A 14,158-nucleotide genomic window follows, 5' to 3' on the forward strand; every position below is an offset into this window, starting at 1 on the left:
TATTCAATGCCTTAAATGAGGCTTAGTTAGATTTTACCAACCAGGTCCAATGATGGCGCCAGAGTTTTCTCACCTGGAGTCCATTTTGCCGGACATACTTCGCCGTCATGGTTTGCAACGTATTGTGCAGCCTGCACTTTACGGAACAGTTCAGCAGCTGAACGACCGATACCCAGATCGTGGATCTCAGCAACTTTCACCACACCTTCCGGGTTGATCACGAAAGTACCACGCAGTGCCAGACCTTCTTCTTCAATCATCACATCAAAGTTACGGGTGATAGTACCTGTTGGGTCAGCCACCATCGGGTAGTTGATTTTTTTGATGGTTTCAGAAGCGTCATGCCACGCTTTGTGTGTGAAGTGCGTGTCAGTTGACACTGAGTACACTTCAACACCGATTTCCTGGAATTTCGGGTAGAAATCAGCCAGGTCACCTAATTCAGTTGGGCAGACGAACGTGAAGTCAGCCGGGTAGAACACAACGACAGACCATTTGCCGATCAGGTCCTGATCAGATACAGAAACAAATTTACCCTGATGGAAAGCCTGAGCATTAAATGGCTTGATTTTGCTGTTGATAATCGACATTTGTCGTTCTCCATGTTGTGGTTAATATGAATGCTTTGTCTACAAAAGCTGTGGCGTTGCAAGCATAGTAGTCCAGTGTGACAATTGCGTATAACGAATAAAATGAATTCATCTAATCTATTTTAACGATGAAAAACACGCATTTTGTCCGTCTGACAGCCCTATCCGGCAACAATTACTGCTGCATCGGAAATGGGGGCGCAAGTCGCAGAACACAATAGAGTTTTTTGCAAAAAACCAACAAACTCAGCAAGCAGGCAAGTTCGGCCGGCACATTGCAACATCAGAGAGTGCCGTCTAAGCTGCTTGAATGTTACACCTTGATTAAGCGTGATTTTTCCGGTGTTCCGGCAGACATCAACCAGCCAATGAACCAATTTAAACTCGATTTAAGCAAATTGTTCGACCTGCAGGTGCTGCTGATAGAAGCAGACCCTGATTTATTGCATTTGTTTAAACAAATGCTGCTGAATCTGGGGATCCGTAAGATTGAAACCGCGCGGCAAATCGACGAGTTGCTGGCCCGGGAGACGCCGGTCAATGTCGATATTATTTTTCTTGATTACGCCGTCGACACCCATTTGACCGGGGGTGAGATTGTCGACCAGCTGATCCAGCACGGTATCCTGCCAAACCGGACCCGGCTGGTCCTGATGGCACAACAAAATGACCGGGCGCAATATGCCATTGAATATCCATATCATTTAATCAGTTATCTGGAACGGCCATTTAATAAGGTCACTTTAGATCAAGAGCTGAAACAGCATGTGCTGTATTCCCCGCAGCTGCGACCATTATTGACACTGGCTGGGCTTGGCCGCTATGCCGATTGTCTGAAACTGTTATTACACACCCAAAGCCAGCCATTACCACCCGGCCTTGAACAGATATTACAACGCCTGCGGGTCCAATTGATGCTGGACTTACACAAGTTTGATGCCGTCGTTCCGCTGCTGAAAACCCCTATTGCGGAACAACAAGGCTGGGCATTGTGGGCACTGTTCCGCGTCCGATATGAGCGTGGCGATATAGCAGCCTGTCAGGCTTTTCTGACAGACAGTTCAGAAGAACTCGCCCGTTACATGCAACGACGCGAACTCTGGTTGATCTATCTTGCGTTGCAGGAGCGCGATTATGCCGCAGCACTGCAGGTGGTGAATCAGATTCCGGCGGTTGGCATGTCGAGTAATTTAGTGCGCCTCGCCCACCTGGTGATGATGCTGGCAGGCGAATTTGAACGGGCGCAGGATTTTATTGAGCGTAAACGCAGGTTAGCAGTGCGGGGGGAATTATATGTCCAGCTCAGTATCGCACAGACGCGGGCCGTTTTATGGCGGCTGCAACACAGCGCCGCCGAGCAGCATCCGGCCTTGTTAAGTCAGCTGGAACAGCTACAGACACAAATTCGGCAAGACAAAACTGCGACTGTGTTTGCTGTGTCGGTGTGTTTACTGGAAGCGCATGTCTGGCAATTCCGCGACAGTACCGAAAAAGCGCTGCAGTTAATCCAGGATCATTTACGCGAAGTGCAATGGCAACAACAACCGGCCTACGTGCTGTGCCATGCGGCACTGGTATTTAGTAGTCTGCAGCAAACCCAATTGGCCGCCGATTTGCTGTTTTACGCGGACAACCAAATCCAGTCGATGCTGGACAACTGCCATCGGGTATTTATTGGCTGTTTACACCAGCACGCTTTCGATTTGGTTTATCCAGCCGCAATCAGAGCGGTCGCCTATCAACAAATGGCCAACCGATATCTACAACAACAAAATCTGCTGGCCGCGGCCAAAATGCTGCGTCGAGCCTGCCGCTACGACCCACAAAATCAGACGTTACGGCAGGCCCTGTACAAACTGATGCAGCAGCTAGGGATCCAGCGCTTCCGTGGCATCAACCTGCCACAGGAACAATCATAAGTAAGCGCAGTTAAAACAACACTTGCTCAACAAAACCACCTAAGCCGGTGGCTGGATCCAGCAGTTGGATCTCTAACACCCAAATACCACTGCGGACTTCGCCGTCACAACCCCCCAGCTGACCGCTGGCATACAACTTATGCGGAAAATCACCGACCCGGTGGCCTTTGATTTGATGGTTTAGCTGCATGCCATATTGTGCGGCCGCATCTGCAGCGAACTGATACAACGCCTCGCCAGAACAGCCGGTCTGACGCCAGTGAGCTGCAACCTGGTCAAACACCTGATGTACAGCTTGTTGTACTTTATGATGCAGCGGATTTTGCCCCAGACAAAAGGTGGCGCCGACATCGGCTTCATGACCGGCAAACACCGGCCCGATATCGACAAAAAAGATATCCTCGGCCTGCAACAACACTGTAGCATCGGACGCTTCGCTATAAATTTTCGCAGTATTGTGACCAAATCTGACAATAGGCGGGTGCCAGTGCTGCTCAGCACCGGCTTGTTGCAATAATTGCTGCGCCAGTGTGCAGGCTTGTTGCTCAGTCATGCCAGGCTGCATTTGGCCGGCAAGCTGCTGCAGCACCAACAACGCTTGCGTCTGCGCCTGTTGCATCGCGGCTATTGAAAAGTTAGGACCCACTGCTTGGGCAAGCGATTGATTTTGCATCTGAAACTCCTGAACTTCGGCAAAAGCCCATGATAGCCGCCCTTACAGAGCGTCGCGTATTTATTTTGTTGAATTGATGTAATTTTTAGCGCAATAATCAGCCGGGCTGACTTGGCTTGTCGCTGCGAAGTCTGCTTTCTATACTGTAACTCCGACCAAAAAAACAAGGGAACGACCATGGCACTGACCATCAGCTTTGACCTGCAAGAGCAGGATTTAGATTACTTCCGTCAATTAATGCAAAAAACTGAGCGTGTGGTCAGTCATCACAACAGTGAAGAGATCCTGAACGCCGCTAAAGCACTGGCCGGTGAAGTACAAAATCAGGTGCCAGAATTTGTGTCGGTCCGGCTGAAAAAACTGGAAACACTGGTGGCGATGGTCGAAGACGCCGATTGGGATCTGACCGAAGAAGAGAAGCTGGATGTGCTGTCTGCACTGGCCTACTTCACCAAACCGGAAGATTTAATTGCAGACCACCTGCCAGTTCTGGGTTTCCTCGATGATGCCATCATGATCGAACTGGTTGTGCAGTCGCTGGCGGATGATTTTGAAGCCTATACCGAATTTTGTACTTTCCGTGCCAATGAAATCGAACGCCGTGGCCCGGACGCTCAGATCAGCAAGGCTGACTGGCTGGAAACGAAAAAACAGGAACTGCATTCCTGGTTACGGCGCCGGCGCGCGGAGAAACGCAGCGGATCTTCTGCTGGTGGCGGTTTCCGCTCTGTTTTCTCGTTCCGTCGCTAGATCGAATGAAACAAAACGTTCTGATAAAAGCAGCAGGCGCCCTCGCCTGCCTGCTTTTGTTATCCTGCGTACCGGCTCACAGCAAGCAGTTAAAGGTATATCAATACACTCAGCCAAATGGTGTTGTCGCTTTTAGCGATAAACCACCCGCTGACAGTCCTTTTAAAGTATTACGCTACGACTGCTTCGCCTGTGGCGTCACATCCAGTGTTAACTTTCATACGACCCCATTGTTTTTACAGCAGTATCATCAGGAAATTCAGACTGCAGCCCGGCAGTATCAGCTTGAACCCAGTCTGCTTCGCGCGGTGATCCATGCAGAATCCGGTTTTAATCCAAGAGCCTATTCAAAAGCGGGTGCGCAGGGGTTGATGCAATTGATGCCGGACACCGCGAAAGAGCTGGGGGTCGGTGATGTCTGGTTGCCGCAGCAAAACATCCAGGGCGGTGCAGCTTACCTCGCCAGCTTATTGCAGCAGTTTAGTGGCAACCGCCGTCTGGCACTGGCGGCTTATAATGCCGGCCCCGGCGCCGTCAGCCGCCATGCTGGGGTACCACCATATGCCGAAACCCGCGCTTATTTACAGCGTGTGGATATCCTGCTTCGTCGTTATCAGCAACAGTCCGCCACGCTTTAAATATCTACAGCCATTTTATTTGCAGCTGATTTAAACCATTCAAAGCGCTGCCGCGACTATCACTTTAAGAACCCATGCAGTCCATCACCAATTTGGCTAAATTTTGGTGAAACACACAGTGACCCATGGCACCTATTTCTACATAATATTGATTTTATTAAATATTTTATATGGTATAGCTTTTGCCCACGAGTCTGTACTCTCACTAAAAAGGATGTGTCATGAAAAAGATTGTTCCACTCATTTGTTCGTTAACCTTATTAAATGCCTGTGTGATCCATGTCGGCGCGAACGAGCCTGCCCATATTCAGAACCGTCAGTTACAACTCAATGCCAATAACCTGCAACAACTGGTTGCCGAGACAGAAGCCGGCGATCTGCATATTATTGGTGAAAAAGGTCGTGAGCAGATTGAAGTCGAAGCACGCATCAATTTTGATAACATCGACCAATTGGAATTGACACTGGAAGCCAAAGGCAATGCTGCAGTGCTGATTGCCCGCAATAAAGAACAAGTGTCCTTTGGTTATGTTGATAACGCTTCGGTCGATTTAGTGGTTCGGGTGCCGGAACGTTTTGCGCTGAAACTGGAAGACGGTTCAGGCGATACGCGGGTTGAAGGCTTAACCGGTGACCTGCTGATTTCGGATGGTTCCGGTAATCTGCAAGTTGCTGGCGGTCGTCAGGTCACGATTGAAGATGGTTCGGGTAATTTGTCGTTGGCGCAAACGACTGGCAACGTCAGTATTGATGATGGATCTGGCGATATCAACGCCAGCCAGATCGGCGGCACGCTGACTTTGACGGATGGCTCAGGCGATGTCGAAATTAGTCAGGTCCAGGGCACCGTCACTATCGAAGATGGCTCGGGCGATATTCGGGTTGCTCAGGCCGGTGGCCTGACCGTGGATGATGATGGTTCGGGCGAACTGAGTTACCAGCAGATCTCAGGCCGGATCACTGTCCCGGATGACCATATGCGCGAATGATAAAAGCCTGTGCGTCGCGAAATACAACGGGGCTTCTGCCCCGTTTTGTTTTTCAGCGCGGCAATGGTTAAAACAGCGCGGCAAATTTTTCCTGCAATAATGGTTTTAACGCAAAAGTGATCAGTTTGCCGGCCTGCTCCAGGAAAGTGATCTGGCTGGCATCCCATTTCATAATACTGCCCACCTGTTCACAACAAAACACACCAACCAACTGGCCATTGTAGCGGATGCCAACATCGAGCAACGACAGAATGTCATTGGGTTCAAAATAAGCGTCGTTAAAACAGGAAGTCGCCGGATGGGTAGCGGCATCGGGCGCATTGATACCACCGTTATTGCGCATAGCCTCAAAATAAGGTGCAAAATCATCTTCATGCAGTGCAATGCCCTGATAATGGGCATCCTCGTTACTGTCGTACAAGTCGACGGCGATAATTTCGCTGAGCAGTGCGTCGGAATAAAGCCACAAGCTGGCGCGGGAACAATGCAGTTGTTTGGTGATGGTTTCGGTCAGCTGACGGTAAAACGCCTCCGCCGAGATTTGTTGATCTTTAAATGCTTTAATCAGCAGTAACAAGGCCGTCTGGTCGAGCATAAAGTCTCCTGCAAACAAGCTCCGCTGCCGCTCAGCGGAGTTGTTTCATTTATAGCCGCTGATCAGGGAATTGTCAGGCAGCTCCATCATCACAAACCAGCTGGATCTATTGCTGCTGACGATACCATTCGCCGAGGATCAAACTAGCTGCCACACTGACATTCAGTGATTCAACCTTGCCGGTACCCGGGATCTGCAAGGCAATTTCGGCACTGTTCGCGACCGTTTTTGACACACCTTGCATCTCCTCGCCAAATACCACCACCACTTTTTTCGGCAACTGGCTGTTGTACAACGACACCCCGGCATGGCTTGACGTTGTGATCAGCGTATAACCTGCTTCTTTACAAAGTTTCAGTGCCAGTGGCAGATGGTCGGTTTGCAGCGCTTCAACAAACTCCAGGCCGCCTTCGGCAGTGCGTGCTGCTGCGCCGGATTGCAATGCTTCTGGTGCGGTCAGAATAATGCCACTGACGCCAAAATGGGCGCAGCTGCGGGCGATTGCGCCGAGGTTATGTGGATTGCCGACCCCATCCAGCGCCAACAAACAATCCTGCGTTTTTTTCCGGTGCAAAGTCAGATAGCTTGCAACTGAAAGAGATTCGCGCTTTTTCACCACGAAGATCACGCCACCGTGGTGCTGACTGCCACTGACTTTCTCTAATTCAGTATTGTCGACGATGTGATAAGCCCGTTTGTTTGCCGCCAGGTATTTCATCACGTCGGCAAAACGCGGTGCATAGTCGGCATGCAGGTACATCTTGATCACCGCATCCGGCCGCTCATTAAAACAGACACGGCAGGCATTTTCGCCGAGCACCCGGCTTTCATGCTGGCCTTGTTGTTTCAGCTGCGATGGTGAAACGGCTTTTGCCGGCACTGCAACTTTGGCGGCGCGCTCGGTGGCTGCTCCTTCTGCGCGCTCCGGCCGGCGGCCACTGTGCTGACGCGGCTGAGCGGGCTTTGCGTCAGTATTTTTACCGGCAGCGCCTTTCCATGGTTTTTGCAATAAAGCGCCGTCGCTATCGCGTTGACGGGGCGGTCGGGAAGATGAGGTTTGGCTCGGTTTTTTCGGCGGATATGCCACGATAAAAGATCCTGTATCTGACGGGCCTGCAGGCCGGAAAAGCTTTCAGTTTAACGCAAAAACCCGCCGTATCGAAGAAAGACTTGAGTTTGTTATTGGCTGCAGTAAGCTGGCGCCAATTTGCGCCGTTTCGGAATATATATGCTCAGTTACCGTCACAGTTTTCATGCCGGCAATCACGCCGACGTGATCAAGCATCTGGTAGAAGTCGCTATCCTGATGTATTTAATGAAAAAAGATAAACCGTTTTGCTACCACGACACCCACGCCGGTGCCGGTTTATATAGTCTCGACAGCGCGCAGGCGCTCAAAACCAGTGAATACCAAACCGGCATTGGCAAGCTGTTCCACCATCAGGCCCACAATAGCGCAGTACAGACCTATCTGGAGCTGGTGCGTGAACTGAACCCTGATGGTCAGCTGCAGTTTTATCCGGGGTCACCCGGTATCGCCCGGCTGTTACTACGTGACGGTGACAGCATTCAGGCAACTGAATTGCATCCGGCGGATTTCCCGCTGTTAGAAACTCAGTTTCAGGGCCGCCGGCATTGCCGCATTGAAAAGATGGACGCCTACGCCGGCCTTCGCGCCATGTTACCGCCGCTGCACAAACGCGGTCTGGTACTGATTGACCCACCCTATGAGCTGAAAACCGAATATCAGGATTTGGTCAAAGGCCTGCAGCAACCGGTACAGCGTTTTCCGCAAGGGACTTTTGCCATCTGGTATCCGGTGATTGAACGCGCCAGTATTGAAGCCGTCATTGATGCGATTGTCGGAACCGGCATCCGCAATCAATTACGCATTGAACTGTGCCCGCTGCCGGACAGCAGCGGTTTTGGCATGACTGGCAGTGGCATGCTGGTGATCAACCCGCCGTATACGCTGGCCAATGACATGCGTGAGGCGCTGAGCGAAATCGCACCGCTGCTGGGCTCCAAGGTGCAGTGGACAGTTCAGCAGCTGGTGGAGGAATAATGCGGTTCACCCTATTCGTTGGGGCATTCCTGCTGTGGCTACCGGCTAAAGCATTGGCATTTGGCGCCATCGGCCATCAACAGATCTGCTCGCTAGCCTATCAGTTGGTGAAACCCGCCACACAACAACAGATTGATGCTTTGCTGGCGATTGGCCCGGAGCAACAGTTTGCCAGAGGCTGTGTCTGGCCAGACGAAATGCGCAGCGAAGCAGCTTATCAGTTCACGGCGCCGCATCATTATCTGAATGTGCCACGCCAGCAACAACAGGTCAAACCAACAGATTGTGCCGCCAAAGGTTGTCTGTTGAGCGCAATACAGCACTATGGCGCATTGTTAAAACAAGGTGGACAAACCCGGCAACGGGCGGAAGCCTTGTTGTTTTACAGTCATTTTATCGCTGACTTGCATCAGCCATTGCACGTCAGTTATGCCGACGACCTGGGAGGCGGGAAAACAGCCTTGTATTATTTTGGCCAGCCCTGGAATCTGCATAGTGTTTGGGACAGTGAAATGCTGAAAAGTCTCGGCTATCCGGAACATCCGCAACTGGCGGTAAACAAACTGGCGCAGTTACAACCGGCGACAGTGCGGCGCTGGCAAAGCGGTCAGCCGCTGGTCTGGGCGCAGCAATCACTGGACCAGACCCGGCGTATCTACCGGGACTACAAACCGGGCATGTTATTCAGCCAGCCAGAGCTGGACCGGGACGGTCCGGTGATCGAACAACGCCTGCTACAGGCCGCGGTGCGGCTGGCCTGGCAGCTTGATCAATTGTTACAGCCTGCCACGGGTAACTGAAGATCAGCCAGCCATTGCAGCATCTGTTGTTGCAAGGACTGGCCAAACCGATGACCCTGCCCCTTTGCCACTCGCAGCATAGGGCCTGATGCCCCGCACTGCCGGTAACGCAGCTGAATGCGTTTAAATGCCAGTTCGACCTGATGCAGCGGCATCAGCGGATCTTCAGTTCCGTGCAGAAACAATAGCGGTTTTGGCGCGCTAAGCGCGGCGATATCCGTTAAATCTAATTGCCGGTACAGCCCCGGGTGGATCAGGTAAAAAGCAGTTTGACCACGGCTGAAGTTATTGTCTGGTTCCCGCAAAAACCGCAGGCTGTTGAACCAACCAACACTGACTGCCGCATCCACATCCGCAGACAAAGCTGCCAGCTGCCAGGCGCGAAACCCGCCCATTGAAAACCCAACCGCAGCGATGCCGTTCACTCCAGGTTGCCGTGCCAGAAATGCTGCTGCCGCTTCATCTTCCCGCGCCATCAGGCCTGCCAGACTCAAGCCCTGGGCCTGCAGATTCGCAGCGAGCTGTTGCTGCTCACTGTATTGCAGCGGGCCACGCGCACCAAAACCCGGCGCATCCGCCAGCAATACCAGATATCCCTGCGCCCGCAACAGTTCAGCAATAGCGACACCATCAAAATACTTCTGCTGCCACTGGCTTACCAGTTCAGGCTGGTCGCTTAGCCCGGGCGGCAGCCATTTGTCTTTGCCAATGCGAAACTCGGCGCCATGATCATGTAACAGGATCACCGCATTCACCGCGTCCTGGCGCAGGGTGACCGGTTTGTACAGATACAAATCCAGCGGCTGCCATAGCTGCAGTCGCCACTGTTCAGAGCTGGTTTTGTCTTGAGGATTGATCCGTGTTGCTGCCGCGATCAAGGCTGGATCTGCCGCTGGCAACAACAAGGCATTGTTGAGCAGAGCCTTTGCTTGTTGTTGCCATCGTCTAAAGTTGTCCTCACCGAGCGAGATTTCAGACGGTACGGGCAATCGCAATACGGGCGCCAGCAACACTGGATTCGAAGCGGGTTTTGCCTCTGCCTGCGCAGTAATTTTGGCTGTCGGATTTGCTAACGGATCAGCGGCTTCTGCCGGCGCTGCAGCCGCAAGTCCAACTGAGAGTCCAGCGATGAACAGAGGCGTCCGCCAATACTTGCCTGGCAAACGAGCAGCGCTGTGAATAAACAATTTTAAAAAAGAAAGAGCGCGGATCTGCAACATGCCGGCATTCCCAAGATAAGCATGCACCTGAGCTTGCCAAAAATAGCGTCTGAGTACCAGTAGATTCTGCCACCGATAGACAATTCATTCTTACAGCAGTAAAAACCAGCTGACTTTATGTTGTGGGCGCGATCCAGGCCGCGACCAAGTTGCAATCAACAGCTGCTGATAAAGTGCAGTTTGCCAAAGGTAAGATCAGCACATCACCGGCAACTAACAGCCAGTGCTGCGCTCCGCTTTGTACCTGAATGTGCTGACCTGCAGGCAGACCATCAGCATAAAGCAGCCAACTGGCGTTGGTCACACAAGTCAATGCCATAGGTTGTTGCGCGAAAAGTTGCAGTGCACGCAACCCGCCTTGTAAGCCGGCAGACAACATCAGATTGATATCACGCACCGGACCATCAAGCAGCTCCGCCGCAGTATCTGCAGCACCGGCAAAACAGGCCTGATGCTGCGGGCTGGTCAGCTGCATCCGCTGCTGGGGCGCCCCCGGCGCTGTCACCGCCAGCTCAAGGCCGGCGCCACTGCGTATCGCCAGATAACGGTTGTAGCCATCAAAAGTAGTAAAGGGGCCGGATTGCAACACAGTTGCCGTGCTAAAACGCCAGTGAAAATCACGGGCAGCAACGGTGGCACCGGCAGGCGCTATGGCCAACTGCCTGGTTTCACCACCAGCCCATTGCGTCACGGTTTGCTGTGATGCCGGGATCAATGTGGTAATGATTGTCATTGCTTCTCCGTCACGACCGCTTTTTGCACACGCTGCTTATTGCCCGCGCCGCTTATTGCCCACGCCACTTATTGTCCACGCCACTGGGCATGGCACAGCGAGTCGTGTTTTTCCCGGCTTAGCAAAATGCGCGCTAATACCAGATCAGGGGCGCCATCAATGCCGCTCAGGCCGATCAGCGCTTCCAGATGCAGTTCGGCATCTAACTCGGCACCAATCAGTTCCAGCCAGTCTTCGCCGGCAGGGACCAGGTCAACATAAGCCAGCGTTTCATACTGTTGCTGGTACAGCGCATAGTCCTCAGGACTCAGATTCTCACTGGCCAGTTCTTCAAAAATGGCAAAGGCATGATCACAAAGTTCATCCATCGACCAGAGTTCTAAACTATCCGACATTCCACATCCCCGCTGATAAAAACGGGCACAGTATATCTCAGCGCGCTGCTGCCGTCTTGAGGCCCGCCCGACCTTTTACATAACGCCGGTTGTACCAAAGCGTGGCGCCAATCCCCAACACTGACGGCAGGATCCAGCTCAGCAATTGCAACTCCGGGCCAAGATCCAGCACTTTGCGGCCGCCGAAGGCAAAAAACGCGGTAAATACAGCAATCGCAGACGCCAGCATATTACCGATATGTTCTTTTAACAGATCTGAGCGCTCAACGCTGGCGCGATGGATGTACCGCAGACAACCAACACTGCTAAACAGCGCTATACCACCAAAGATCTGCCCTAACACAAACTGACGTGGCACCGCCTGCCACAAAGTCCAGAACGCACAAAGCAGAGTCAGAACCACTAAGCCCTGATGGGTCCAGTGCCGCAGCGACAAACGCGCTGGGCCGGCTTGCAGGGCCAGTAATCCCTGGCGCAAATTCATCAATGCCAGCAGACATAACAACAATAAAAAACCGGACATTTGCCGCACAGCGGCCGCAAACTTGGCGGGATCTTGGCCCGGCGATAAATCAGCCGCTTTCACCACCAGCGGCGCGGTCAACACCAGCGCGCACATCAGGATCCCAGCGCTGCAAATCAGATACATCAGCTGGCTATACCAACGCCCACTGCGCACATGCCAGGGGCTGCCTTTTTTCGCCAGCATGGGCCCCCAAAACACGCACAATGCCAACACGCCACTGACAACATGCAGTATTAATAAATATTGATGCAGAGTTTGCATAAGCCCTCCAGGCTGTTGCGGGATTCACTGTAGTCAGCATGCCGGTTCTGCTTGCCATGCCACAGTGCCGGAAGTCACGATCGTCACTGTGACTTCCGGCCTATTGCCGGCAGAACCTGCCCTCGCGCATACTGCGGCATTTGCTGAATTTTTCCTGATAAAGAGCTGTTGATGACTCACCCTGCGGTCCCCTTGCCTGCTGATGTACCACCGTCGCGCTGGCTACAAAAAGAAAATCTGGCTGCAGTACTAAGCTGGCTGGTGTTTGCCTATATCCAGCAAAGTGGCGCCATGCATATCTTTGGCAACTGGCATCCGCTGAGCCTGCTGTGCGCAGCCAGTTTATTGCTGTTTATTGGCTTGTTTTTTTATTGTCAGTCCTGTGAAGAAAACTCCACGCCAACGGTCGCGTTGTTGCTGATGTGGGCAGCGATGACCACCACGGCTGTGCTGGTACCGAATGGTTTTTCTGCCGGACTTGGCGTGTTATGGGTTTGTCTGTTGCCTTGGTTTGTGCCGGCACGCTGGTTATATCTGATGATTGCACCAGCCTTATTGCCGGTGCTGATCATGCAAAGTCTGAACGGTTTACAGCTTGGCGAAGGACTGATGGTGCTCGTTTGTGGCACTTTTCAGTTTTTTGCCATGTATGCGATGAGCAAAGCGCGTGAGGAAAAACTGGCGCGCGAAGCCTTAGCAAAAACGCATCAGGCGCTGCTGGCAGCACAGTCACAATTGGCGATCCAGGCCGCGGACGCAGAGCGGCTGCGCATCGCACGCGACCTGCACGATAGCTTGGGCCACCATCTGACTGCGCTGGTGATCCAGCTGCAAGTGGCAGGCTACCAAAGTAGCCAGCTGGCGGCAGATGACACAGTACCAGGCGCGCCTCAGCAAGCGCTGACCGGACAAATTAATCATTGCCATGATTTAGCTAAACAGCTGCTGCAGGAGATCCGCCACACAGTGTCACAACTGCGTGAACCGGCGCTGCCGCAGCTGGCTTTGCAACTCAAAGCCCTGGCGCAAAATGTGCCGCAACTGCAGTTAGATTTGCAAATTCCACCCGGATTGCCGACAGACCCACTGTCGACCGCGCTGTTGTTTCGCGTCAGTCAGGAAGCGGTGACTAATAGTATCCGCCACAGTGGCGCCACTCAGGCACAGTTGCAGGTGTGGACTCATCAACAGCAGGTGTTTTTTCGCTATCGTGACAACGGGGCGCTGTCACACTGGCCACTTCATGAAGGCAATGGCCTGACCGGCATGCGCGAACGGATCGAGCAGGCCGGCGGCAAGTTACTGCTGTCGAATCAGCAACAACAATTGCAGATCGATATTGAATTACCGGCGGAGAACGCATGAGCATCCGGTTGATTGTGATTGACGACCAGACTTTAGTCCGTCAGGGCATCATCAGCTTATTGCAGCTGGACGCCGAAATTGAAGTCGTCGCGCAGGCCGCTGACGGCAGCGACGTGGTCGCGCTGGTGCAACAGTTTCAGCCAGACGTGCTGCTGATGGATATCCGCATGCCGTTGGTCAATGGCATTGACGCGCTGCACTTATTGCAACAGGCGCAGCTGCGGGTGCCGGTGCTGATGCTGACTACTTTTGATGATCATCAACAAGTGCTGGAAGCAATGCTGGCCGGCGCCCGCGGTTATCTGCTCAAAGATGTGGCGCTGGATGTGCTGCTGCAGGCGATCCGTACCGTTGCCGCCGGCGGCACTTTGTTGCAACCGGCGCTGACCGACCGTATCCTGCAGGCCCGAAATGCTGACGCCGGCCACACTGACAGCGAAAATCTGTCGCCCAAAGAACTGGAAGTGCTGCGACTGCTCGCTGCCGGCTTCAGTAACCGGGAAATTGCCGCCGCCGTATTTAAATCCGAAGGCACAGTGAAAAATCAGGTGTCGGCCATTTTGGCAAAACTAGGCGTGCGCGACAGAACCAAGGCAGTACTCAAAGCCATCGACCTTGGTTTATTGCATTAACTCTTTC

The 14,158-nt window shown here is 52.7% G+C and carries 16 protein-coding genes; 8 read left to right on the plus strand and 8 right to left on the minus strand.

What is annotated here, in order from left to right; translation table 11 throughout:
• Positions 1 to 26 precede the first annotated feature (26 nt).
• Positions 27 to 590: an alkyl hydroperoxide reductase subunit C gene (gene ahpC, locus ATY27_RS00655; RefSeq protein WP_208932227.1), complete on the minus strand. Its 564-nt coding sequence runs from the start codon at positions 588 to 590 to the stop codon at positions 27 to 29.
• A gap of 227 nt (positions 591 to 817) precedes the next feature.
• Between ahpC and ATY27_RS00660 the strand changes: the two genes are divergently transcribed.
• Positions 818 to 2,509 carry a hypothetical protein gene (locus tag ATY27_RS00660; RefSeq protein WP_208932228.1) on the plus strand — a complete coding sequence of 564 codons (1,692 nt, stop codon included), beginning with the start codon at positions 818 to 820 and terminating at the stop codon, positions 2,507 to 2,509.
• Positions 2,510 to 2,519: 10 nt separating this feature from the next.
• Here the strand turns inward: ATY27_RS00660 and ATY27_RS00665 are convergent, their stop codons facing one another.
• Positions 2,520 to 3,182, minus strand: coding sequence for a M24 family metallopeptidase (locus ATY27_RS00665; protein WP_208932229.1), 663 nt, complete (start codon positions 3,180 to 3,182; stop codon positions 2,520 to 2,522).
• A gap of 177 nt (positions 3,183 to 3,359) precedes the next feature.
• Here ATY27_RS00665 and ATY27_RS00670 point away from each other — a divergent pair, with 177 nt between their 5' ends.
• The 3 genes from ATY27_RS00670 to ATY27_RS00680 all read left to right on the plus strand — a co-directional run bounded on the left by ATY27_RS00670 (position 3,360) and on the right by ATY27_RS00680 (position 5,559).
• Positions 3,360 to 3,932: a YkvA family protein gene (locus ATY27_RS00670; RefSeq protein ID WP_208932230.1), complete on the plus strand. Its 573-nt coding sequence runs from the start codon at positions 3,360 to 3,362 to the stop codon at positions 3,930 to 3,932.
• 5 nt (positions 3,933 to 3,937) lie between these two features.
• Entirely contained in the window at positions 3,938 to 4,570 is a 633-nt protein-coding gene (locus tag ATY27_RS00675) for a lytic transglycosylase domain-containing protein (protein ID WP_208932231.1), read from the plus strand.
• Positions 4,571 to 4,791: 221 nt separating this feature from the next.
• The gene (locus ATY27_RS00680) at positions 4,792 to 5,559 is read left to right on the plus strand and encodes a DUF4097 family beta strand repeat-containing protein (protein ID WP_208932232.1); all 768 of its coding nucleotides are present in this window, start codon (positions 4,792 to 4,794) and stop codon (positions 5,557 to 5,559) included.
• A gap of 67 nt (positions 5,560 to 5,626) precedes the next feature.
• Here the strand turns inward: ATY27_RS00680 and ATY27_RS00685 are convergent, their stop codons facing one another.
• Entirely contained in the window at positions 5,627 to 6,154 is a 528-nt protein-coding gene (locus ATY27_RS00685; protein ID WP_208932233.1) for a GAF domain-containing protein, read from the minus strand.
• Positions 6,155 to 6,260: 106 nt separating this feature from the next.
• On the minus strand, positions 6,261 to 7,241 hold the full coding sequence (locus ATY27_RS00690) for a tRNA/rRNA methyltransferase (RefSeq protein WP_244151377.1): 981 nt from the start codon (positions 7,239 to 7,241) through the stop codon (positions 6,261 to 6,263).
• Positions 7,242 to 7,382: 141 nt separating this feature from the next.
• On the opposite strand from ATY27_RS00690, the gene rlmJ reads away from it, so the two are divergent.
• Positions 7,383 to 8,219, plus strand: a complete 837-nt coding sequence (rlmJ, locus tag ATY27_RS00695; protein WP_208932234.1) for a 23S rRNA (adenine(2030)-N(6))-methyltransferase RlmJ — start codon at positions 7,383 to 7,385, stop codon at positions 8,217 to 8,219.
• Positions 8,219 to 9,019, plus strand: a complete 801-nt coding sequence (locus tag ATY27_RS00700; protein ID WP_208932235.1) for a S1/P1 nuclease — start codon at positions 8,219 to 8,221, stop codon at positions 9,017 to 9,019. Before rlmJ ends, ATY27_RS00700 begins: the two co-directional genes overlap by 1 nt.
• Here the strand turns inward: ATY27_RS00700 and ATY27_RS00705 are convergent.
• The 4 genes from ATY27_RS00705 to ATY27_RS00720 form a co-directional block, all read right to left on the minus strand.
• Positions 8,989 to 10,014 (minus strand): dienelactone hydrolase family protein, encoded by a 1,026-nt coding sequence (locus ATY27_RS00705; protein WP_208932236.1) that lies wholly within the window; start codon positions 10,012 to 10,014, stop codon positions 8,989 to 8,991. The genes ATY27_RS00700 and ATY27_RS00705 overlap by 31 nt on opposite strands.
• Positions 10,015 to 10,354: 340 nt before the next feature.
• Entirely contained in the window at positions 10,355 to 10,972 is a 618-nt protein-coding gene (locus ATY27_RS00710; RefSeq protein ID WP_208932237.1) for a HutD family protein, read from the minus strand.
• A gap of 68 nt (positions 10,973 to 11,040) precedes the next feature.
• Positions 11,041 to 11,367 (minus strand): DUF440 family protein, encoded by a 327-nt coding sequence (locus ATY27_RS00715; protein WP_208932238.1) that lies wholly within the window; start codon positions 11,365 to 11,367, stop codon positions 11,041 to 11,043.
• Positions 11,368 to 11,404: 37 nt separating this feature from the next.
• Positions 11,405 to 12,154, minus strand: coding sequence for a hypothetical protein (locus ATY27_RS00720; RefSeq protein ID WP_208932239.1), 750 nt, complete (start codon positions 12,152 to 12,154; stop codon positions 11,405 to 11,407).
• Positions 12,155 to 12,325: 171 nt separating this feature from the next.
• Here ATY27_RS00720 and ATY27_RS00725 point away from each other — a divergent pair, with 171 nt between their 5' ends.
• Positions 12,326 to 13,519, plus strand: a complete 1,194-nt coding sequence (locus ATY27_RS00725; RefSeq protein ID WP_208932240.1) for a histidine kinase — start codon at positions 12,326 to 12,328, stop codon at positions 13,517 to 13,519.
• Positions 13,516 to 14,151, plus strand: coding sequence for a response regulator transcription factor (locus ATY27_RS00730; protein ID WP_208932241.1), 636 nt, complete (start codon positions 13,516 to 13,518; stop codon positions 14,149 to 14,151). The genes ATY27_RS00725 and ATY27_RS00730 overlap by 4 nt, the downstream gene beginning before the upstream one ends.
• The last annotated feature ends 7 nt before the right edge of the window (positions 14,152 to 14,158 follow it).

The sequence above is a fragment of the Rheinheimera sp. F8 genome, assembly GCF_001518915.1.